This is a genomic window from Mycobacteriales bacterium (assembly GCA_035995165.1).
GTDB lineage: Bacteria > Actinomycetota > Actinomycetes > Mycobacteriales > CADCTP01 > CADCTP01.
On sequence record DASYKU010000061.1, the window covers coordinates 17,902 to 40,060 of the forward strand.

The 22,159-nt window shown below is 74.1% G+C and carries 17 protein-coding genes; 10 read left to right on the top strand and 7 right to left on the bottom strand.

Going from position 1 to position 22,159, the window contains the following annotated elements:
- Positions 1-32: 32 nt before the first annotated feature.
- The 3 genes from VGP36_10210 to VGP36_10220 form a co-directional block, all read right to left on the bottom strand.
- Positions 33-917, bottom strand: a complete 885-nt coding sequence (locus VGP36_10210) for a glycosyltransferase family 2 protein (protein HEV7655084.1) — start codon at positions 915-917, stop codon at positions 33-35.
- Entirely contained in the window at positions 914-1,987 is a 1,074-nt protein-coding gene (locus VGP36_10215) for a glycosyltransferase family 1 protein (GenBank protein ID HEV7655085.1), read from the bottom strand. The genes VGP36_10210 and VGP36_10215 overlap by 4 nt, the downstream gene beginning before the upstream one ends.
- Before the next feature lie 177 nt (positions 1,988-2,164).
- Complete coding sequence (locus VGP36_10220; protein HEV7655086.1) at positions 2,165-3,271, bottom strand: glycosyltransferase family 1 protein; 1,107 nt, start codon at positions 3,269-3,271, stop codon at positions 2,165-2,167.
- A 107-nt stretch (positions 3,272-3,378) separates the two neighbouring features.
- Here VGP36_10220 and VGP36_10225 point away from each other — a divergent pair, with 107 nt between their 5' ends.
- Positions 3,379-4,332, top strand: coding sequence for a lysylphosphatidylglycerol synthase domain-containing protein (locus tag VGP36_10225; GenBank protein HEV7655087.1), 954 nt, complete (start codon positions 3,379-3,381; stop codon positions 4,330-4,332).
- A gap of 118 nt (positions 4,333-4,450) precedes the next feature.
- Here the strand turns inward: VGP36_10225 and VGP36_10230 are convergent, their stop codons facing one another.
- Positions 4,451-5,653 carry a glycosyltransferase gene (locus VGP36_10230; GenBank protein ID HEV7655088.1) on the bottom strand — a complete coding sequence of 401 codons (1,203 nt, stop codon included), beginning with the start codon at positions 5,651-5,653 and terminating at the stop codon, positions 4,451-4,453.
- Between the two features lie 30 nt (positions 5,654-5,683).
- On the opposite strand from VGP36_10230, the gene VGP36_10235 reads away from it, so the two are divergent.
- Positions 5,684-6,571 carry an NAD-dependent epimerase/dehydratase family protein gene (locus tag VGP36_10235; GenBank protein HEV7655089.1) on the top strand — a complete coding sequence of 296 codons (888 nt, stop codon included), beginning with the start codon at positions 5,684-5,686 and terminating at the stop codon, positions 6,569-6,571.
- A gap of 75 nt (positions 6,572-6,646) precedes the next feature.
- Here VGP36_10235 and VGP36_10240 read toward each other — a convergent pair whose 3' ends face one another.
- Entirely contained in the window at positions 6,647-7,459 is an 813-nt protein-coding gene (locus tag VGP36_10240) for a class I SAM-dependent methyltransferase (protein ID HEV7655090.1), read from the bottom strand.
- 109 nt (positions 7,460-7,568) lie between these two features.
- On the opposite strand from VGP36_10240, the gene VGP36_10245 reads away from it, so the two are divergent.
- Together VGP36_10245 and VGP36_10250 are read left to right on the top strand one after the other, a co-directional pair.
- On the top strand, positions 7,569-10,448 hold the full coding sequence (locus VGP36_10245) for a YfhO family protein (protein HEV7655091.1): 2,880 nt from the start codon (positions 7,569-7,571) through the stop codon (positions 10,446-10,448).
- Positions 10,449-10,490: 42 nt separating this feature from the next.
- The gene (locus tag VGP36_10250) at positions 10,491-11,561 is read left to right on the top strand and encodes a lysylphosphatidylglycerol synthase transmembrane domain-containing protein (GenBank protein ID HEV7655092.1); all 1,071 of its coding nucleotides are present in this window, start codon (positions 10,491-10,493) and stop codon (positions 11,559-11,561) included.
- Here the strand turns inward: VGP36_10250 and VGP36_10255 are convergent, their stop codons facing one another.
- Entirely contained in the window at positions 11,562-12,545 is a 984-nt protein-coding gene (locus tag VGP36_10255; protein HEV7655093.1) for a GDP-mannose 4,6-dehydratase, read from the bottom strand.
- A gap of 71 nt (positions 12,546-12,616) precedes the next feature.
- On the opposite strand from VGP36_10255, the gene VGP36_10260 reads away from it, so the two are divergent.
- Entirely contained in the window at positions 12,617-13,366 is a 750-nt protein-coding gene (locus VGP36_10260) for a class I SAM-dependent methyltransferase (protein ID HEV7655094.1), read from the top strand.
- On the opposite strand, the gene VGP36_10265 is transcribed toward VGP36_10260, so the two are convergent.
- Positions 13,353-14,453: a glycosyltransferase family 1 protein gene (locus tag VGP36_10265; protein HEV7655095.1), complete on the bottom strand. Its 1,101-nt coding sequence runs from the start codon at positions 14,451-14,453 to the stop codon at positions 13,353-13,355. The genes VGP36_10260 and VGP36_10265 overlap by 14 nt on opposite strands.
- 107 nt (positions 14,454-14,560) lie before the next feature.
- Between VGP36_10265 and VGP36_10270 the strand changes: the two genes are divergently transcribed.
- The 5 genes from VGP36_10270 to VGP36_10290 all read left to right on the top strand — a co-directional run bounded on the left by VGP36_10270 (position 14,561) and on the right by VGP36_10290 (position 22,142).
- Positions 14,561-15,370 carry an ABC transporter permease gene (locus VGP36_10270; protein ID HEV7655096.1) on the top strand — a complete coding sequence of 270 codons (810 nt, stop codon included), beginning with the start codon at positions 14,561-14,563 and terminating at the stop codon, positions 15,368-15,370.
- Between the two features lie 49 nt (positions 15,371-15,419).
- Positions 15,420-16,640, top strand: a complete 1,221-nt coding sequence (locus VGP36_10275) for an ABC transporter ATP-binding protein (GenBank protein ID HEV7655097.1) — start codon at positions 15,420-15,422, stop codon at positions 16,638-16,640.
- Between the two features lie 127 nt (positions 16,641-16,767).
- The gene (locus VGP36_10280; GenBank protein ID HEV7655098.1) at positions 16,768-18,144 is read left to right on the top strand and encodes a glycosyltransferase; all 1,377 of its coding nucleotides are present in this window, start codon (positions 16,768-16,770) and stop codon (positions 18,142-18,144) included.
- A gap of 18 nt (positions 18,145-18,162) precedes the next feature.
- Positions 18,163-21,753: a glycosyltransferase gene (locus tag VGP36_10285; GenBank protein HEV7655099.1), complete on the top strand. Its 3,591-nt coding sequence runs from the start codon at positions 18,163-18,165 to the stop codon at positions 21,751-21,753.
- Positions 21,754-21,905: 152 nt separating this feature from the next.
- Positions 21,906-22,142, top strand: a complete 237-nt coding sequence (locus VGP36_10290) for a hypothetical protein (GenBank protein ID HEV7655100.1) — start codon at positions 21,906-21,908, stop codon at positions 22,140-22,142.
- The last annotated feature ends 17 nt before the right edge of the window (positions 22,143-22,159 follow it).

Here is a 22,159-nt window from a genome sequence, read left to right on the forward strand (position 1 = left end):
AGCGTCGTTCGATATACGCAGGGTAGTGGAAATCAGCGGGTGTGGCCGGTCGGCTTGGCGCCGGCGGCGACCGCGGGCACCCGGCGGGCCAGCGCGGCCCGGGCGGCGAGACCGACCCGGAGCACGACGCGGACCGGCAGCCAGCGCGGCCCGGCGTACCGGCGGGAGAGGTAGCGCCAGGCGCTGGCATGGTGCGCGTCGGCCATCGGGCGCGGGTCCTTGGACGTGGACGCGGCGCCCTCGTGGGTGACGACCGCGGTCGGCACGTACACGTTCTGCCAGCCGGCCCGGCCGATCCGCTCGCACAGGTCGAGGTCCTCGAAGTACATGAAGTACGCCGGGTCGAAGCCGCCGACGGCGTCGAACGCCTCGCGCCGGATCAGCATGCAGGACCCGGACAGCCAGCCCGCCAGCCGCTCGACCGGCGTCCCGCGCTCCCGGCGGTAGGCCGCGGTCCACGGGTTCGACGGCCACCACCAGCCGCAGAGCGCGTGCCCGACGCCGCGGCCGAGCGAGGGCAGCTCGCGGGCGGAGGGGTAGAGCGTGCCGTCCGGGGACAGGATCTCCGGACCCAGTACGCCGGCCGCGGGCCAGCGCTCGACCGCCTCCAGCAGGGTGTCCAGCGCGCCCGGCTCCCAGCGCAGGTCCGGGTTGGCGACCACGACCCAGTCCCCCGGCGCCTTGGGCACGCCCACGTTGGCGGCCCGGCCGTAGCCGAGGTTGCCGCCGGTGCGCAGCAGGTCGACGCCGGGACGCTCGGCCGCCCGCTCCGGGGCACCGTCGGTGGAGCCGTTGTCGGCCAGGACGACCGCGGCGGTCCGGGTGGTCGCCTTCTCCAGCGTGTCCAGGAACCCGTCCAGCGTGTGGCCGGGCGAGTACGTCACCACGACGACCCCGACGGGGTCAGCAGGGCTCACAGGCCGGCGGCGCGGGCGTACGCGGCGAGGTGCGCCTCCGCGCTGGCGGCCCAGGTGAACTCGCCGGCCCGGGCCACCGCCGCCTCGCCGAGGCGGGCGCGACGGCCGGGATCGTCCAGCAGCGCCGCCAGCGACGTCGCGATCGAGTCCGGGTCGCCCTCGGTGTAGGCCACCGCGTCGCCGCCGACCTCCGGCAGCGACAGCCGCTGCGTGGTCAGCACCGCGGCCCCGCAGGCCATCGCCTCCAGCACCGGCAGCCCGAAGCCCTCGCCGTGCGACGGGTAGGCCACGATCGTGGCGCCGCCGAGGAAGCCGCGCAGGTCGGAGAACTTCAGGTAGCCCGGCCGCAGCACCCGCAGGTTGCTCGGCACCTCGGTGACGGCCTGGTCGATCTCCTCGTCCCAGCCCGACCCGCCGGCCAGCACCAGCGCCAGCGGCTCGGCCCGGTGCCGGACGGCCTCGACCCAGCCGCGGATCAGCGAGGGCACGTTCTTGCGCGGCTCCAGCGTCCCCAGGAAGGCGATGTACGGCGTCCCGCGCAGCCCCAGCCGGGTCTGCACGATCTGCCGCTCGGCGTCGCTGGGCACGTGGAACATGTGCTGGTCGACACCGTGGTACGCGACGTCGAGCTTGGTCGGGTCCGCGTCCAGCACCCGGATCAGCTCGTCCCGGGTCGCCTTGGACGGGACCACGCAGCGGGCCGCCCGGTGCAGCGCGGTCTTGATCGCGGACCGGAAGAACGGCCCCTTGATCGACGTGTGCACGTCGGGCTGGGTGAAGAAGGTCGCGTCGTGGATGGTCACCACGACCGGCTTCCCGGCCCGCAGCGGCATCGTGTAGTGCGGCGAGTGCAGCACGTCCGCGTTCACCTGCTGCACGATCAGCGGTAACCCGGTTTGCTCCCAGGCCAGCCGGGCCGGCCGGTGCGCGACGGCGGCCGGGCCGGGCACGATCGTGGCGTGCGGCGCCATCCGGCCGAACCGTTCACCGTCGGACCGCTGACAGGCGACGGCGAAGTCGGCATCGACGGCGCCGAGCGCCGAGATGAGTCCGTCGACGTACCGTCCCACTCCACCGCGATCGGCGGGGACGGCGGTCGCATCGACGAGCACGCGGGGCGCGCGTCCTGACACGAATCGGCTCCTGCGGTCTGCTCGGCGGTGGTGCGTCTTACCGACGGGTACCCGAGGGTTCCCGTCGCCGGATAGCGTACGCCCGCTGACGCCACTGTCCGTCACGACGGGCCCTCATGTCCCCAGGGTGGAGTAGAGCTGCCACAGCTCGTCAGCAGCGGCCGACCAGGAGTAGCGGGCGGCCCGTTCCCGGCCGGCCGCGGCCCGGGCTGTGCGCACGGCCGGGTCGGCGGCCTCGGCCAGCGCCCGGGCCAGCGCCGGCGGATCGTCCCGGGGCACCACCGCGACCGCCGTACCCCCCACCTCGACCAGGGCCGGAGCGTCCGAGACGACCACCGGGACGCCGGCCGCCATCGCCTCCAGGGCCGGCAGGCCGAAGCCCTCGGCCCGGCTCGGCGAGGCCAGCGCGGCCGCCCGGTGCAGCACCACGGCCAGGTCGGCGTCCGGGATCCGGCCCAGCACCCGGACCCGGCCCTCGGCCAGCCCCAGGTCGCGGCTCATCGCGAGCGGGTCGATGCCGCCCCAGCCGGGCTGGCCGACCAGCAGCAGCGGCAGGTCCGGCGCGGCCGGATCGGCCAGCGCGGCCAGCAGCGTGTCCAGGCCCTTGCGCGGCTCCAGCGTGGCCAGGCTGAGCAGGTACGCGTCCGGCAGGCGCAGCCGCTCGGCCCGGTCCGCCGCGTCCGGCGGCGGCGTGACCAGCGCGTCCGGGACGCCTTCGCCGATCACCACGATCCGGTCCGCCCGCAGCCCGTTCACGTACGCGGCCAGCTCGGTGGCCACCGCGTTGGTCGGCACCACGATCCGGTCGGCGTGCCGGGCGGCCAGGCCGATCGCGGTCCGGTGCCAGGCCACCCCGCGCGGGGTGAGCGTGCCCGGGTGGGTCCAGGGGACCGCGTCGTGCACGGTCACCACCAGCGGGGTCCGGCGCCGGGGCGGGGCCAGCGGGGTCGGCGCGTGCACCAGGTCGGCCTTCGGCAGGCCCGGCCCGGTGCCGCGTTCCCAGGCCGCGACCAGGCCGCGGCGGGGCAGCGGCAGCCGGCGCGGGCCGGCCACCCCCGGGATCCGGGCGGCGTCGCGGTCCCGGTGCCAGGCCGACCAGCCGGTGACGGTCGAGCCCGCGGGCGCGGTCGCGGCGAGCGCCGCGGCCAGCTCCCGCGCGTACCGGCCCGTGCCGCCGGGGACCGGCGCCAGAACCTGCTCGACCAGCACAGCGACCCGCACGGGGCCGGACCCTACCGGGCAAAGACTTCATGGGATTGATCACGGGCGGTGTACGGCCTGCGGCCGAACGGGGGTCACGGGCCCTCGGGGCCGATATCGTCCCGGCCATGCTGCGGGTCGCCCGGGCGGTCGTCACCGTCGCCGTCCTGGCCGCGCTGGCGTACGCGCTGGCCACCCGCTGGGACGAGGTCCGCGGGCAGCTCGGCCAGGTCTCGCCGGCCGCGATCGCCGGCGCCCTGGCGTACGCGCTGCTGGCGCTGCTCGCGAGCATGCTGGCCTGGCGGGCGCTGCTGGCCGACCTGGGCAGCCCGCTGCCGGTCGCGGCGGCGACCCGGGTGCTGTTCCTCGGCCAGCTGGCCAAGTACCTGCCCGGCTCCAGCGTCTGGGCGATGGTCGCGCAGACCGAGCTGGCCCGGGACTTCGGCGTGCCGCGGCGGCGGGCGGCGGCGGCCGCGCTCGTGCTCAACCTGGTCACGCTCGGGGTCGGCATCCTGGTCGCGCTGCTGGCGCTGCCCCGGCTGCTGTCCGACGACGCGCCGGGATGGCTGCACTGGAGCCCGCTGCTGCTGCCGGTGGGGCTGGCCTGCCTGGCCCCGCCGGTGCTCAGCCGGGTCTGCGACCTGCTGTTCCGGGCGCTGCGGCGGCCGCCGCTGGACGTCCGGTTCTCCTGGCGCGGGATCGGGACGGCCGTGCTCGCGCTGCTGGGCACCTGGCTCGCGTACGGGCTGCAGGTGACGTTGCTGGGCTGGAGCCTCGGCGCCGACCCGGCGAGCCTGCTGGTGCCGGCCACCGGGGCGTTCGCCGCGGCCTGGTGCGCCGGCTTCCTGGTCGTGGTGGTGCCGACCGGGGCGGGCACCCGGGAGGCCGTGCTGACCGTGGCGCTGGCGGCCCAGCTGCCGGGCGGGTCGGCCGCCGCGCTCACGATCGCGGTGGTCTCCCGGCTGCTGCTCACCGTCGCCGACGTGCTCGCCGCCCTGGCCGGGATGGCGATGGGCCGGCGGCGGGCTCCGGGGGTGGCGCCCGCCGCCGACGACACTCAGCCCGCGCGCAGCCTGAAGTAGTTGCTGCGCACGCCGAGCGCGTGCTTCAGGGCCGACCCGCTGACCGCGACCGACTCGGGCTTCCCCGCGTACCGCACACGGCTACAACTACCGTGCGCGACACACGATAACCAGGGAGTTATTTATTTTCGTCCACAATTTTGCGGAGGATGTTGCGGTAGCGCGCCCCGGCGGCGGCGATGGAGTAGTCCTCGGCGCGGTAGCGGGCGGCCGCGCCGAGCTTGGCCCGGCGGTCCGGGTCGGCCAGCAGCGTGTCCAGGGCCCCGGCCAGCGCGTCCACGTCGCCGGGCGGCACCAGCAGGCCGCTCTCGCCGTCGACCACGGCCGCGTCGATGCCGGCGATCCGGGAGCCGACCACCGCGCAGCCCAGCGCCATCGCCTCCATCAGCGAGACCGGCAGGCCGTCCTGGTCGCCGGAGGCGGCCGGGACCGAGGGCACCACCGCGACCTCGCCGGCCGCGTACGACCTCGCGAGCTCGGTGCGGGGCAGCGCCCCGCGGAAGGTGACCGGCAGCCCCTCGGCCTGCTTGGTCAGCTGCGCCCGCAGCGGCCCGTCGCCGATGATCTCCAGGGTCCAGCCCGGGGTCTGCAGCTTCCGCAGCGCCTCCAGCAGGACGGCCACGCCCTTCTTCTCCACCAGCCGGCCGACGAACACGATCCGGCCCGGGATCTGCTCGACGCCGGCCCCGGCGGCCCGGACCGCATCCACGTCCGCGCCCATCGGCTGCACGAAGGTCGAGCCCGGCGCGGCCCCCTGCGCGACCAGCCGGTCGGTCATGTCGCTGTTCATCGCGGTCACCGCGCCGGCCCGGGTGAGCACCGCGCGCTTGAGCCGGACGCTGACCGGGTCGGACAACGCGTACACGTCGCCGCCGAGGGTGGTGACCAGCCACGGGACCTTGCGGGCGGCCAGCAGCGCGGCCACCCCCTGGGGCACGATCCAGTGCACGTGCAGCACGTCCGGCTCGAACTCGCGCACGGCCCGGCGCAGGGCCCAGGCCTCGGCCAGCACGAACGGCACCACCTGCAGCCAGCGCGACCGCCGGCCGCGCAGGTTCTCCAGGATCGCGCCGTCGGCCAGGTCCTCCCAGCGGCGCGGGAAGTAGCCGAACCGGCGCACGGTCAGCCCGCCGCGCTCCTCCCGCATCGCCGCGCCCGGCACCCGGGGCACCAGCACGACCGTGTCGAACTCCTCGGCCTCGGCCTGGGCCAGGTCGCGGACGAACGCCGGGGTGCCGTCGTCGGCGGCCGCCGGGTAGGTCGAGGCGAGCACCAGCAGCCGGGGACGCCGGCCGGTTGCGGTGGATCCTGGCTTCAACATCGGCGCGAATAGTATGCGAAGGTGTCGGGCGTGCCGCCAGAGCCTTCATCGATCGCGGTGGTGGGCGCCGGGGGCTTCCTCGGCACGGCGCTGACCTCGGCGGCGACGCTCGCCGGCGTCCCGGTGGATGCGTACACGCGGGCCGAGCCGGCGCTGCGGCCGGACGGGCGGATGGACGCCCGGCTGGCTCGGGCCGGGACCGTGTTCTGGCTCGCCACCAGCGTGAACCCGGCGCTGGCGGAGTCGCACCCGGAGCGGGCCGCGGCCGACCTGGAGACGTTCACCGCGGCGCTGCGGGCGCTGGGCTCGCTGCCCCGCCCGCCCAAGGTCGCGCTGCTGTCCTCCGGCGGCGCCGTGTACGACACGACCGGCCCCCCGCCGTACCGGGAGGAGTCGCCGACCCGGCCCCGGGGGGCGTACGGGCGGTCGAAGCTGGCGCTGGAGCAGGCGCTGGCGAGCGCCGGGCTGCCGGCCGGGCACGCGGTCTCGCTGCGCGTCTCCAACCTCTACGGCCCCGGCCAGCCGTCGGTCGGCGGGCAGGGCGTGATCGGCTACTGGCTGCGGGCCGCGGCCGCCGGTGACCACCTGACCGTGTACGGCGACCCCGGCACCACCCGCGACTACGTCTACGTCGACGACGTGACGTCGGCGCTGCTGGCGGTGCACGCGGCAGCGACACTGCCGCCGGTGGTCAACCTCGGTGCCGGCCGGGGCACGTCGCTGCGGGAGCTGGCCGACCTGCTGCTCGGCATCGTCGACGACCCGCGGCTGCGGCTGGAGCTGCGGCCGGCCCGCGGGTTCGACGTACCGCACAGCTGGCTGGACGTCCGGCTGGCCGAGTCCGTGCTCGGCTGGACCGCGCGGACCGGCCTGACCGAGGGCCTCACCCGCTGCTGGGACTCCGTCCCGGTCGCCTGACCCCCGCCGGACCGGCGGGAGCGGGCCGACTCAGCGGCGGGGGCGGGCCGGCTCAGGCGGCGGGGGCGGGCCGGCTCAGGCGGCGGGGATTCCGTCGACCGGTTTGGGGGCGACCCGGGTGACCGGCCCGCGCGGCGCGTCGGTGCCCTTGGTCCCGATCCAGATGTACGTCGGGATGATCGGGTTCAGCGCCCTCCAGACCGCCGGCGGGGCCGAGCGGACCTGCCTGGGCACCATGTCCTCGGCGTGGAAGCGGTCCGGGTCGGCCAGCACGGTGCCGGTGTAGTCCCAGACCCGCAGCCCGCGGCAGAGCTGCCGCAGCCCGGCCCGGGTACGCAGCCGCTCGTGGTACTTGTCGGCCCGCCCGGTCGCCGCCACGTACCGGTCCGCGGCCGCCGGCGGCAGCCAGGACAGGAACGGCAGCTTGTAGTGCGGCTCGATGAGCCCGAGCCGGTTGGGCATGCCCAGGTAGACCGCGCCGTCCGGGCGCAGCACCCGGCGGACCTCGGCCAGCACCGCGTCCGGGTCGACCACGTGCTCGTAGACGTGGTTGCAGATCACCGCGTCGACGGACTCGTCGGCCCAGGGCAGCTTGGTGCCGTCGGCGTTGACGAACTCGATCCGGTCGCCGAAGCGCTCCCGGGCGCGCTCCAGGCCGGGCTCGTCGATGTCGACGCCGGTCACCTTGGCCCCGGCCCGGCTGAGCTCGTCGGAGATGAAGCCGGTCGAGCAGCCGAGGTCGAGCACCGACCGGCCGCCGAGGTCGGCGGTGCCGAAGAAGTGCTCGAGCACGGCGACGATCTTCTGCGCCTTCGTCCGCCGCTCGCCCTCGATGAGCATCTTGGACTGCAGCTCCGAGTACGCGAGCTGCTTCTGCCGTTCTGTCACCGTGGGATCTCCTCGTCGCGGGTTGCGGACGGGGAAGGAGCCTACCGTCCCGCAGGGCAGCGGCCGGTCTCGTACCCGCCGTCCCTATACTGCTCGCCGTGGTGGACGCGTGACCTCTCTGCGCCGGCCAGAGGCGACCCCGGAGACCGAGACGGGGGACGCGACCCCGGCGCCCCCGGCCCGTCGCCGCCGGCCTTCTCTGCTGACCCTCGTCGCGCTCCTGGGCGCGGCCGCCTTCGTGCTGATCGGCATCGGCACCCCGCTGCTGGGCAAGGCCTCCTTCAGCGGCGCCGACCTGATCCAGGTCCGCGAACCGTGGAGGTCGCTGCAGCCCAGCGACTTCGTGCCGCACGTGCCCTCGGTCAGCGACACCGTCGACTCGGTCTTCCCGAACCGGCACTACTTCGCCGAGGAGCTGCACCACGGCGAGGTCGCGACCTGGAACCCGCTGGGCAGCGGCGGCTCCCCGCTCGGCGGGATCGTCACGTTCGGCTTCTACACCCCGATCAACCTGCCGTACCTGTTCCTGCCGACCTGGCTGGCGCCGGGGTACGCGAAGTTCCTCGAGCTGCTGGTCACGATCGGCTTCTCGTTCCTGTTCCTGCGGCGGCTGCGGCTGTCCCGCCCGGCCGGGCTGGTCGGCGGCGTCGTCTTCGCCGCCTCCGGCTTCATGGTCAGCTGGACGAACTGGCAGCAGACCCAGGTCGGGGCGACGATCCCGGCGCTGTTCTGGGCGGCGGAACGGTTCGCGCAGAAACGGACCGTCCGCTCGGCGCTGCCGATCGCCGGGGCGATCGCGTTCATGCTGCTGGGCGGCTTTCCCGCGGTGGCCGGGTACGCCTGCTACGCGGCCGCGCCGTACCTGATCATGCGGCTGTGCCAGGAGACCGGCTGGTCGCCGCTGCGGATCCTGCGCGGCTCGGTCACCGCCGGCGTCGCGCTGGCCCTCGGCGTCGGGGCGGTCGGCGTGGTGCTGCTGCCGCTGGCCGCGCAGCTGTCCGAGTCGGACTACCTGGCCCAGCGGGGCCAGACCGCGGCCACCCACATCCCGCCGCTGATGCTGCTGACCATGCCGGTCTGGCGGGCCTTCGGCGACATCGTGGGCTCGGGCTACTGGGGTCCGTTCCCCCAGATCGAGGGCCTGTCCTACATCGGCTCGGCGGCGCTGGTGCTGATCGGCTTCGGGCTGTTCCGGACGCCCGGGCGGGACACCCCGCGCGGCCCGCGGACCTACTTCGCGATCGCGGCCGCGGTCACGATCGTGTTCGGCTACTTCGGCGGCCCGCTGCTGGCGCTGGCCCAGCACTTCCCGGTCTTCTCCAACAACCCGGTGTTCCGGATCCGCTCGATCCTCGGCTTCTTCCTCGCCGTCCTGGCCGCGTACGGCTTCGACGCGCTGGTGCGCCGGTCGGAGGCCCGGGACCGCAGCCGGCTGCGGATCGCGTACGAGGTCCTGGGCTGGGCGGTCGCGGCGGTGGGCGCGTTCGTCGGGGTGCGCAAGCTGATGGCGATCGCCCGCGACGCCGACAAGGTCGCCTTCACCGAGCGGCAGCTGCTCTACGCCGGGCTGTTCGCCGGGTCGGTGTTCGTGCTGGGCATGCTCGCGACGGTGCTGCGCCGGCGGACGGCCGGCGACAACGAGGACGACGAGGACCGGTCCGGCCGCGGGCGGGTCCGGACGCTCGCGCTCGCGATCGTGCCGCTGATCGTGGTGGTGGAGAGCCTCGCGGTGGTGCTGCCGTTCTGGCCGCGGATCCCGAAGGACGAGTTCTACCCGACCACGGCCGCGCACCGGTTCCTGCAGCAGAACCTCGGGCACGAGCGGATGGGCGCCCGCGGGCTGACCCTGTTCTCCGGCACCAACGTGTTCTACGACCTGCGCAGCGCCACCGGGCACGCGTTCACCGAGACCGAGTGGCGGGACCTGGTCCAGACGGCCGACCCGAAGTCGTTCGCCAGCCCGACGTTCTCCACGTTCAGCCGGGTCGCGGACGAGAAGACCGTGCAGTCGCCGATGCTCGACACCCTGTCGGTGAAGTACCTCGCGACCGCGATCACCGAGGACATCTTCGGCAGGTCCACCCTGCAGGGGACCGCCGGGACCGGCCTGCGGCTGCAGCCGAACCAGCCGGTCACCGTGCCGCTCGGCGCCGGCGGCGTCCGCGGGGTCGGCCCGGTGCTGACCGCCGCGGCCGTCCCCACCGACCAGTTCGCCGCGCTGGACCTGGACCTGCTCGACGCGAGCGGCACCGTCGTCGCGCACAGCTCCCGCCGGATCTACACCGCGGTCGGGAGGGGCCCGCTGACGGTGCCGGTGGCCGGGGAGCAGACCCGCGCGGTCTCGGCCCGGCTCACCCTGCACTCGAACGCGCCGCTGGAGGTGGCCGGCACCGGCGGCCGCCCGCAGCTGAAGGTCGTGCGGGCCGAGGCGAACGACGGGCTCCGGCTGGTCTTCGCCGACGGGGCGGTCCTCTACCAGCGGACCACGGCGCTGCCGCGGTTCCGGTGGGCCGACCACACCCAGGTCATCCCGGACAAGGTCCAGCGGCTCACCGTGCTGGACAACGTCCGCGACCCCGGCCGGGTGGTGCTGGACGCGCCCGGCCCGGCCCCCGCCGACGGCAAGCCGGCCACCGTCACCGTGACCGACGACGGACCCGACGACATGGCCGCGACCGTGAACGCCCAGGGCGCCGGCTACCTGGTCGTCGGCGACGCGCTGCAGACCGGCTGGAACGCGACCCTGGACGGCAGGTCCGTCCCGCTGGTCAAGGCCGACCACGCGATGGTCGCGGTGGCGGTACCGGCCGGGCAGCACACCATCCGGCTGGACTACGACCAGCCGGGGCAGCGTACGGGCGGGGTGGTCTCGATCGTCTCGCTGCTCGGCCTGCTGCTGATGGGTATCACCGGCGGGCTGGTGCAGCGCCGGCGGCGGGACGGCGAGCACCGGCGGGAGCCCGTCCCGGCCCAGGTCGAGGGCGAGTGACGCCCCGATCGGGGCGTCCGGCGCTGTTCTATCCTCGGCGCCGTGGCTGCTGACCGTGAGCGGCGGAGCGGCGGGCCCGTGACCGACCCTGCGCTGGACGAGGCTGCGGCCGACGGGGAGGCCGCGGCGGAAGCCGTCGACGGCGCCCCGGCCGTTCGCCGGCCGCCGTCGCGCAAGCGGCAGGTGGTCCGGGGTCTGCTCGCCCTGGTCGTGCTGGTGTTCATCGTGCTGGCCATCCGCAGCCAGGGCCACGAGATCGCGGACGGCCTGAGCCGGCTCTCGATCGGCACGATCGTGCTCGCGTTCGTCGCGGTGGTGGCCGGCCAGGTCGCGACCGCGCTGTCCTGGCGGGCGATCCTCACCGGGCTCGGATCGCCGCTGCCGATGGCCGTGGCCGGGCGGGTGTTCCTGCTCGCGCAGCTCGGCAAGTACCTGCCCGGCAGCCTGTGGCCGGTGCTGGCGCAGGCCGAGCTGGGCCGGGACCACGGGGTGCCGCGGGCCCGCAGCGCGGTCGCCGCGGTGGCGGTGCTGGTCGTCGGCCTGGTGGTCGGCGCGGTCGTCGCGGTCGGGTTCCTGGCGCTGTCGGCGACCGGCGCCCTGCGGACGTACTGGTACATCCTGTTCGTGCCGGTGCTGGGGCTGGTCGTGCTCTCGCCGCCGGTGCTGGGGCGGCTGCTCACGCTCGCGTTCAAGGTCACCCGGCGGGCGCCGACCGACACCACGATCGGCACCGGCCCGCTGTTCACCAGCGCGGCCTGGTCGCTGGCCCAGTGGCTGTTCTTCGGCGCGCACGCCTGGCTGCTCGCCCGCGGCCTCGGCGGCGACACCTCCGGCCGGCTGTTCCTGCTGGCCACGGGGGCGTACGCGGTGGCCTGGGTGGTCGGCTTCCTGATCGTGTTCGTGCCGGCCGGGGCCGGCGCCCGGGAGGCCGCGCTGGTGCTCGTGCTCGGCCCGTCCATCGGTTCCGGCAACGCGCTGGCGCTGGCGCTGGTCAGCCGGGTCCTCACGATCGCCGGCGACCTGCTCACGGTCGGCGTCGCGGTCGTCTCGGCCCGCATCTACGCCCGCCGGCAGCCGGCGCCCGGCAACGGCGCCGGGCAGCACCGGGCCTGATCAGACCCGGCCCTTCTCCCGTTCCAGGTCGGCGTCGACCATCGACTCGATCAGCTCCGGGAAGCTCACCGTCGGCCGCCAGCCCAGCCGGTCCCGGGCCTTGCCGGCGTCGCCGGTGAGCACGTCGACCTCGGCCGGGCGCAGCAGCCGCGGGTCCTGCACGACGTACCGGGGCCAGTCGACGATGCCGACCCGCCCGAACGCGACCTCCAGCAGGTCCCGGATCGTGTGCGTCTCCCCCGTCGCGACCACGTAGTCCTCCGGGGTGTCCTGCTGCAGCATCGCCCACATCGCCCGGACGTAGTCGCCGGCGAAACCCCAGTCCCGGCTGGAGTCGAGGTTGCCCAGCGACACCGAGGGCTGCAGCCCGAGCGCGATCCGGGCCACCGCCCGGGTCACCTTCCGGGTGACGAACTCGGCCCCGCGCAGCGGGGACTCGTGGTTGAACAGGATCCCGGAGCAGGCGAAGGCCCCGTACGACTCCCGGTAGTTCACGGTCATGTAGTGGCCGAAGGTCTTGGCCACCCCGTACGGCGAGCGCGGGTGGAACGGGGTCGTCTCCCGCTGCGGGGTCTCCCGGACCTTGCCGAACATCTCCGAGCTGGAGGCCTGGTAGAAGCGGATGCGGTCCATGTGCCCCTGGGTCTGGATCCGGATCGCCTCCAGCATCCGCAGCACACCCATGCCGGTGATCTCGCCGGTGAGCTCGGCCTGCTTCCAGGACAGCCCGACGAAGCTGATCGCGCCGAGGTTGTAGACCTCGTGCGGCTCGGCGATCTCCAGCGCGCTGATCAGGCTGGGCAGGTCGCGCAGGTCGCCCTCGACCAGCTGCACGGACGGGACGTGCCGCTCGACCAGCTCGATCTTCGGGTTGGACTGGCCCCGGACCATGCCGAAGACCTCGTACCCCTCCGAGGCGAGCAGCTGGCCCAGATAGAGGCCGTCCTGGCCGGTGATCCCGGTGATGAGCGCGCGCCGCTGCACCAGCCGTCCTCCGCTCGGTGAGCCCGCCGCTGTCGTGAATAGACTGCCGCATCCCGACCGGAAGGACAGCGATGAGCGAGAGCCTGCGGCTGCGGCACCGCCAGGGGGCGGCCCGGGTCGTCGACGGCGTGCCGTACTCGGACCGCGAGAGCACGTCCTCGCTGCTGCCCGGCGCGACCGTGGGGCGCTGGCTCGCGACGCAGGCGCCGCGGGTGCGCGGCCGGCTGATGGACCTCGGCTGCGGCAACCAGCCCTTCAAGATCTGGTACGGCCCGCTGGTCGACGAGATCGTCCCGGTCGACGCGGCCCCGATCCCGGGTGTGGTCGTGGTCGACCTGGGCGAGCCGCTGCCGTTCGAGGACGACAGCTTCGACACCGTGCTGTGCACCCAGGTGCTGGAGCACGTCGGCAACGCCGAGCTGGCCATGGGCGAGATCGCCCGGGTGCTCAAGCCGGGCGGGCACGCGCTGATCACCGTGCCGTTCCTCTACCCCACCCACGAGGCGCCGTACGACTTCCAGCGCTTCACCCACTACGGCATCTCCGGGCTGGCCAGGCGGCACGGGCTGGAGGTGCTCGACCTCGGCGCGCAGGGCGGCCCGGTGCTGATGGTCGCGCACTACGCCGTGCTGGCCCTCAGCCAGGCGCTGCGGGCCCTGGCCCGGGTGCTCGGCCCGTTCGGCTTCCTGGTCGACAACCGGGTCGTCCGGCTCGCGCTGGCCGCGCCGCAGGAGGCGCTGCGCACGAAGGTGTCGACCCGGCTGTCCGGGCCGGCCAAGATCGCCAGCCTCGGCTACCTGCTCTCGGTCAGGAAGCCCTAGCCAGCTCGTACGCCTCGGCCGTGCGGGCCGCGCAGGCGGCCCAGGTGAACCTGCGGGCCCGGGCCCGCAGGTCGGCCGCGGCGGCCGGCTTGGCCAGCGCGGTCCGCAGCGCCTCGGCCAGCGCGACCTCGTCGCCGACCGGGGCCAGCGCCGCCAGCTCGCCGGTGACCTCCCGGATCACCGGCAGGTCGCTGGCCACCACCGGCACCCCGGCCGCGAACGCCTCCAGCGGCGGCAGCCCGAAGCCTTCGTACCGCGACGGGTACGCCAGCAGGCTCGCCCCGGCGACCAGCCGGCGCAGGTCGGCCGTCTCCAGGTAGCCGGCCGGGACGACGGCGCCGGCCGGCAGCCCGGCCGGCTCCAGCGCGGGACCCCAGCCGGGCGGGCCGGCCAGCACCAGCGGCGGCGTGTCCGGGTCGTCGTCGTGCAGCAGGCGGAGCGCCGCCAGCAGCGCCGGCAGGCCCTTGCGCGGCTCGACGGTGCCGACGAACAGCAGGTAGCGCGGCGGCAGGCCGCGTTCGGTCAGCTCGGCGGCCGGCATCGGGACGGCGGTGAACCAGGCCTCGTCCACGCCGAGCGGGGTGGCCCGGACCCGGTCGCCCAGGCCGTACTCGGCGCGGACCTCGGCGGCGACCGCGTGCGACGGGGTGAGCACGACCGCGGCCCGCCGCAGCCCGCGCGGCACCAGCGTCCGGTAGCGCAGCGACGCCGCGCTCACCGTCTCCGGATAGCGCAGGTAGGACAGGTCGTGCACGGTCAGCACGCCCGCGGCCCGGCGCAGCGGTGGCAGCACGAAGTTGGTCCCGTGCACCACGTCGGCCCGGCCGGCCAGCCACTCCACCGGCGGCAGCTCCAGCCGGTCCCAGGCCGCCTGCAACGCCCGGGCCGGGGCCGGCCGGTGCCGGACCCGGACCGCCGGCGGCACCGCGGCCGGCAGCGCCCCGGCCCCGCGCAGCGTGAACGCGGTCGCGACCAGGTCGAGCGAGCCGAGCGCGGCCAGCTCCCGGACCAGGTTCTCGACGTACCGGCCGACGCCGGTGCGCGGACCCAGCAGCGGCGTCGCGTCGAGGACGACCCTGGTGACCACCGTCGCAGCCAACCAGAGCCCGGACGCACACACCCAGCCGGGTCACCGCCGGTGGCCCGCCACGAGGTGCCTTTGATGAGGTCGGGGGCCCTGCGTACCCTCGCGCCGTGAGCTCGCTAGGAGATGTTGCGGCCTCGCGCGAGCTGCTCTGGAACCTGACGCTGCGGGAGCTGCGCGGGAAGTACAAGCGGTCCGCGCTCGGCTGGTCGTGGTCGCTGGTCAACCCGCTGGTCACGATGGCGATCTTCACGGTCGTCTTCGGGGTGTTCCTCAAGGCCGGCCCGGACAAGGGTGACCCCAGCGGCCTGGACGTCTTCGCGCTCTGGCTGCTCTGCGCGCTGCTGCCCTGGAACTTCGTGGCCAACACCCTCAACGGCGGCGCGGTCGCGCTGGTCGGCAACGGCAACCTGATCAAGAAGGTCTACTTCCCGCGCCAGACGCTGGTCGGCGCGGTGGTCGGGGCCAACCTGGTCAACCTGCTCATCGAGCTGGGCGTGCTCTGCGTGGCGCTGCTGGTCGTCGGCAACAACGTGCTGGTCTGGATCCCGGGCGCGCTGGTGGTGACCGCGCTGCTGGTGGTCTTCACGCTCGGGCTGTCGCTGGCGCTGTCCGTGCTCAACGTCTACTTCCGCGACACGCAACACTTCCTGGCGATCTTCCTGCAGCTCTGGTTCTACGCGTCGCCGATCGTCTACCCGTCGAAGCTGGTGCAGGGGCACGTCGCCGGCGGCTGGTGGAACCTGTACGAGGCCAACCCGTTCTTCCGCTTCGCCGAGGCGTACCGGAACCTGCTCTACGACCTGCGCTGGCCGGACTGGGGCACGCTCGGCCTGCTGGTGGCCTGGTCCGCGGTCAGCGTCGTCGCCGGCTGGTGGATCTTCGGCCGCCTCGAGGGCCGTCTCGCGGAGGAACTGTGAGCGGGAGAGAGGGCGCGCCCGCCCGGGAGCGAGCCAGGGGAACAGTGCTGTGAGCGACACAGCGGTCCAGGTTCAGGACCTGTCCAAGCGGTTCCGGATCTACCACGAGCGCAACCAGTCGCTGAAGGCCGCGGTCATGCGCCGCGGCCGGGCCTCGTACGAGGAGTTCTGGGCGCTGCAGGACGTGAGCTTCGACATCCCGCAGGGCGTCACGTTCGGCCTCATCGGCGAGAACGGCTCGGGCAAGTCGACGCTGCTCAAGTGCATCGCCCGGATCCTGACCCCGGACAAGGGCCGGGTCGTCACCACCGGCAAGGTCGCGGCGTTGCTGGAGCTCGGCTCGGGCTTCCACCCGGAGCTGTCCGGCCGGGAGAACGTCTTCCTCAACGGCTCGATCCTGGGCCTGTCGAAGTCCCAGATCACCGCGCGGTTCGACGACATCGTCGGCTTCGCCGGGCTGGAGCGGTTCATCGACACCCCGGTCAAGAACTACTCCTCCGGCATGTACGTCCGGCTCGGCTTCTCCGTGGCGATCAACGTCGACCCGGACATCCTGCTGGTCGACGAGGTGCTGGCCGTCGGCGACGAGAGCTTCCAGCGCCGCTGCGCGGAGAAGTTCTCCGACTTCCGCCGGGCCGGCAAGACGATCGTGCTGGTCAGCCACGCGATGGGCCAGCTGCGCAACATGTGCGACCAGGTCGCCTGGCTGGAGCACGGCTCGGTCAAGGAGGTCGGCTCGCCCGGCAACATCGTCGACGACTACGTCGGCGAGGCCCACACCGAGCGCGAGTCGGTCACGGTCTCCGAGGACTCCTCCGAGGACGCCCCACACGAGAACCGCTGGGGCTCGGGCGAGGCCCGGGTCGACTCCTTCGAGCTGCTGGACGCGGCCGGCCGACCGACCAGGCAGGTCAAGACCGGCGACCCGGTCACGGTCCGGCTGCACTGGTCGGCCAAGGAGCCGGTCGAGCGGCCGGTGTTCGGCGTGGCGGTGCACTCGCTGGAGGGCATCGAGGTCACCGGCCCGAACACCCGCGACGCCGAGCTGGTCCCGGAGAAGATCGACGGCACCGGCGTGGTCGACCTGCGGGTGCCCCGGCTGCTGCTGCTGCCCGGCACGTACGACCTGTCCGCGGCGATCTACGACTACACCCGCCAGCACCCGTACGACCACCGGCACCGGGCGTACCGGTTCGACGTGGAGCCGGGCATGCCGCGGGAGGAGCACGGCCTGACCTCCCTCGGCGGCACCTGGAAGCTGGACTCGTGAGCAGGAGGTCGGGCGCGGCGGCGTCCGGACCGGAGCGCCTGCCGGCCACGAGAAGGCAGTCACCGCACCGGCGCGGAGGGAAGACGCCGCCCGGGCCGCCCGGCCGGGAGCGAACGGAGGCAGCACGGTGACCCGCGTCGTCGTCGCGACCGGGGACGTGCTCGGGGACAAGATCGCGGGGCCGGCGATCCGGGCCTGGCAGATCGCCGAGGTCCTCGCCGCGGCCGGGCACGAGGTCCAGCTGGTCACGATCCTGGAGTGCGACGCGGCCAGCGACCGGTTCACGGTCCGGCACGTCGAGGACCGCGACCTGCGCGAGCTGGCGGCCTGGTGCGACACCCTGGTCTTCCAGGGCAGCCTCATGCACGAGCACCAGTGGCTCCGGGACTCGACGAAACCCCTGGTCGTGGACGTGTACGACCCGTTCCACCTGGAGCTGCTGGAGCAGGCCCGGGACGAGGGCGAGCAACGCCGGCGCGACATCGTGCACAACGCGGTCGTCGTGCTCAACGACCAGCTCCGCCGGGGCGACTTCTTCCTCTGCGCCAGCGAGAAGCAGCGCGACCTCTGGATCGGCTCGCTGGCCGCGCTCGGCCGGGTCAACACCGGCACGTACGACGGGGACGAGACGCTGCGCAAGCTCATCGCGGTGGCCCCGTTCGGGCTGGACGCGAGCCCGCCGGCCCGGACCGGCCCGGGCGTGAAGGGCGTGGTCGACGGGATCGGGCCGGAGGACAAGCTGCTGCTCTGGGGCGGCGGGATCTACAACTGGTTCGACCCGCTGACGCTGATCCGGGCGGTCGAGGTCCTCTCCAAGGAACGCGACGACGTCCGGCTGTTCTTCATGGGCCTGGCCCACCCCAACCCGCGGGTGCCGAGGATGCGGATGGCGGTCGCGGCCGAGCGGCTGGCGGCCGAGCTGGACCTGCTCGGCCGGTCGGTGTTCTTCAACCAGGGCTGGGTCCCCTACGCCGAGCGCGCGAACGTGCTGCTCGACGCCGACCTCGGGGTCTCCACCCACCTGGACCACGTCGAGACGGCGTACTCGTTCCGGACCCGGCTGCTGGACTGCCTCTGGGCCGGGCTGCCGCAGGTGGCGACCCGGGGCGACTCGCTGGCCGAGCTCATCGACGCCGAGGGGCTCGGGCTGACCGTCCCGCCGGGTGACGTCGAGGCGCTGGCCGCCGCGATCGGCCGGCTGCTGGACGAGCCGGCGCTGGCCGCGGATGCCCGGGCCGCGGCGCGGCGGGTGGCCGCGGACTTCACCTGGGCGACGGTGCTGGCCCCGCTGCTGGAGTTCTGCGCCGACCCGCACCGGGCCCCGGACCTGCTGGACCCCGACCTGGTCGGGCGGATGACGCCGGCCCTCCCGATCGTGTCGCACCGGCCGGTCGGGCTGCGCGCCAACGCCGCGCTGGCCAGGGACTACCTGCGCGCGGGCGGGCCGGCCCTGGTCGCCCGGAAGGTGGGCTCCCGCCTCCGGAACATGGCCGCGAGTCGTTAACCGATACCCTCGCTCCCCGTGGAACACCTCCTGCGGGCCAGCTTCGATCAGTTCGCCCGGTACGTCTACTTGTGGCGGATCCGTCAGGACTGCTTCGGCGAGCAGCCGCTGCGGATCCTGGACGTGGGCGACCCGTTCGGCACGATCGCGCCGCTGTTCCCCGCCGACACCACCGTGTCCATCGACCTGTACGCGGACCACCCCCACCGGGAGAACCACACCCCGCTGATCGGCTCCGGCTTCGAGCTGCCGTTCGCGGACGCGTCGTTCGACATCGTGGCCTGCCACGACGTGTTCGAGCACCTGCCGGCCGACGGCCGCAACGCGTTCGTGGCCGAGATGATGCGGGTGTCCAAGGGGCCGGTGCTGGTGCTGGCGCCGTTCGCGGACCCGCGGGTGGCCCGCAGCGAGCTGCTGGTCAACGGCTACTTCACCGCCCGGGTCGGGCACAGCCTGCCGGCCCTGGACGAACACTACGACTTCGGCCTGCCCACGATGGACACGCTGACCGGCTACCTGGACCGGGAGCAGATCGACTACCGGCTGCACGCGGACGGCTGGCTCTACCACTGGGTCGCGTTCTGGGCCCTGAAGACGCACCTGGTCGCGGAGCGGCGCGAGGACGACCTGCACCGGGTGGACGCGGCGTTCAACACGCTGCTGCGCGTCGCCGACCGGCGCGGGCCGCACTACCGGCGGGCCGTGGTGATCCGGCCCCCCTCGCCGTACCCGGAGGACCTGCCGCCGGTGCCGGGCCCGGCCGAGCCGGGCGACATGGACGAGGACCTCGAGCAGCTCACCGACCTGGCCCTGCAGATGCAGCGGGCGCTGCCGCGCGGCTGCGACCCGTTCGCGCCGGACTCGGACCTGCGGGCCTGGATCGAGCGGCACCGCGGCGGCGAGCTGGCCGCGGCCGGGCAGCCCCGGGGCATGGAGTGGCCGAAGGTGGCCGAGGCGCTCGCGGTCGCGCTGGACGCGGCCCAGGCCGAGCAGCCGGGGCCGGTCGACTCCCCCCCGACCCGCGACGACGACCTGGAGCTGCGCTCGGTCGCGGCGGTGATCGTGAACCTCAACAGCGCCGAGGACATGCGCACCTGCCTGGACTCGCTGCTGGCCCAGGACTACCCCGGCGAGCTGCTGGACATCATCGTGGTGGACAACGCCTCCACCGACGGGTCGCTGGAGCTGCTGGCGGCGGAGTACCCGTCGGTCCGGGTGCTGCCGCAGGCCACCAACACCGGCTTCTCCCCCGCGGTGAACACCGGCGCGCGGGCGGCCGAGGCCGAGTGCCTGGTGCTGATCAACAACGACGCCCGGGTCGAGCCGGACTTCGTCCGCGAGCTGGTCCGCGCGTACGACCCGGCCAGCGGGGCGGTCTGCGTGGCCGCGCACATCGTGAACTGGGACGGCACGACGCTGGACTTCGGCGAGGGCGCGGTCAACTTCTACGGGATGGGCCAGCAGCTCGGCTACGGCACCCCGATCGCCACCGCGGCCATCGACGACGGCAAGGAGCTGCTGTTCGCCTGCGGCGGCGCGATGCTGGTCAGCCGGCGGGTCTTCCTGGACTCCGGCGGCCTGGACGAGGACTTCTTCGCCTACTTCGAGGACGTCGACTTCGGCTGGCGGCTGTGGGTGCTCGGCTACCGGGTGGTGCTGGCGGCACGGGCCAAGGCGTACCACAAGATGCACGGGACCTCGTCCCGCTTCCCGCTGCACCAGCGCTTCCTGCTGTACGAGCGCAACGCGCTGCGCACGATCATCAAGAACTACGACGACGCCAACCTCAACGCGACGCTGGCGCCCTCGCTGCTGCTGCTGGTCAAGCGGGCGCTCATCCGCGGCGGCATCCCGCGCTCCCCGTACGACATCGGCGGCGACGGCGCGGTCAACGAGTCGGTGCCGCGGCTGGCGCTGGCCCACCTGCACGCGGTCGGCGACGTCGTCGACGACCTGGAGTCGCTCTACGAGCGCCGGGCCCAGATCCAGCGGGCCCGCAAGCGGGCCGACAAGGACATCCTGCCGCGGTTCAACCGGCCGCTGTGGCCGGTGCTGCCGGAGCGGCCCTACCTGGAGGCGTCGGCGACCGTCACCGACATCTTCGGGCTGGACCAGCTGTTCTCGAAGAGCCGCGCGGGCACGGTGCTGGTGATCAGCAACGACGCGATCGGCGACAAGATGAGCGGCCCGGCCATCCGGTCCTGGGAGATCGCCAAGGCGCTGGGCGGCGTGGCCGAGGTGACGGTCGCGGTGCCGGCGCCGACCGACAAGACCGCGCCGAACGTGAGCTTCGCGGTCTACGAGGACCCGGACTCGCTCACCGCGCTGGCCGAGGCGGCCGACGTCACGCTGGTGCAGGGCTACACCGTGCACCGGGTGCCGGCGCTGGCGAAGGTCCCGACCCTGCTCGTCGTCGACCTGTACGACCCCTGGCTGTTCGAGAACCTCGAGCTGCACACCGGGGACCCGGGCGCCGACGCCGCCCTGCAGTTCGACGCGGCCGTGCTCAACGAGCTCATCGACGCCGGCGACTTCTTCGTCTGCGCCTCCGAGCGGCAGCGCGACTACTGGCTCGGCCTGCTGTCCTCCCGGGACCGGCTCACCGAGGGCCACTACGAGATCGACCGCGACCTGCGGCTGCTCATCGACGTGGTGCCGTTCGGGCTGCCCGACCACGAGCCGCGGCACACCAAGCAGGTGCTCAAGGGCGTGCACCCCGCCATCGCCAAGGACGACCTGGTGGTGCTCTGGGGCGGCGGCAGCTGGGACTGGTTCGACCCGGTAGGCGCGGTCGAGGCGTTCGCCGAGGTGGTCCGCGAGGTGCCCAACGCCAAGCTCTACTTCCTCGGCTTCCAGCTGGCCAGCGCGAACGTCAAGCCGATGCGGGTGGCCGAGCAGACCCGGCGCCGGGTCGAGGAGCTCGGACTGGACAAGTCGGTGATCTTCGGCGACTGGGCTCCGTACGACGAGCGCGAGGCGTACCTGGTCGAGGCGGACGTGGCGCTGTCCGCGGCCCGCGACCTGGCCGAGACCCGGCTGTCGTTCCGGACCCGGGTGCTGGACTACCTCTGGGCCGGGCTGCCGATCGTGGCCACCACCGGCGACGTGCTCTCCGACCTGGTCACCGAGGAGAAGCTCGGCCTGGTCGTGCCGCCGGGCGACACCCGGGCGCTGGCCACCGCGATGATCCGGCTGCTCAGGTCGCCGGCGCTGCGGGCCGAGTGCACGGCCAACTCGACCACGGTCGCGGCCCGCTTCACCTGGCCGTCGGCGGTGGCGCCGCTGCGCCGGGTGATCCTGGAGCCGTGGAAGTGGGCCGACGCCCGCAAGCTGCGGCCGCGGCACCGGGAGCTGACCGAGGAGCTGCGCGGCCTGCTGGCCGATCGCAACCGGCTCAACGGCGCGTACGGGGTGGGCAAGCTGCGCGGCCGGATCCTGTTCCGGGACCGCGAGTTCGGCTCGCTCGACCAGTACGTGGCCGAGCTGGAGGCGACCGTCCAGCATCTGGACCGGCGGATGGAGATCCTCCGCCGGACCCCGGTCTACACCGCGTTCAAGGCCGCCCGGCGGGGCCGGAACTGGGTACGGGGACACACTCCCGGCCACTGACCGCTAACTCCTCGTGTCTCCGCGCTAACTCAACGCTAGCGAAGGTCCCCTGTCCGTGACTCGATGGTCACGGACGGGGATCTTGCGGTAGCGCCTGCGCCGGTTCTGCGGGAACCGGCCTCCGGTTCGCGCCGCGGCGGCTGCCGGCGATCGTGCTGACGCTGGTCACGGCGTTCCAGCTGGCCGGGCTCTGGCTGACACTGCGGGTCTACTGGCTGCCGGCGGACGGGTTCCGGCCGCGCCGGGTCGCCGCGGCCGGGCACAACATCCTGGCCTGGTCGCCCTGGCCGCCGGTGGTGGAGCTGCCGCCGCCGGTCGGGACCGCGGTCGTGGGGGTGGGCACGCTGCTGGCGGCGTACCGGCCCGGCCCCCCGGTCCCCGCGCGCTAGATCGGGTCACTCCCGCC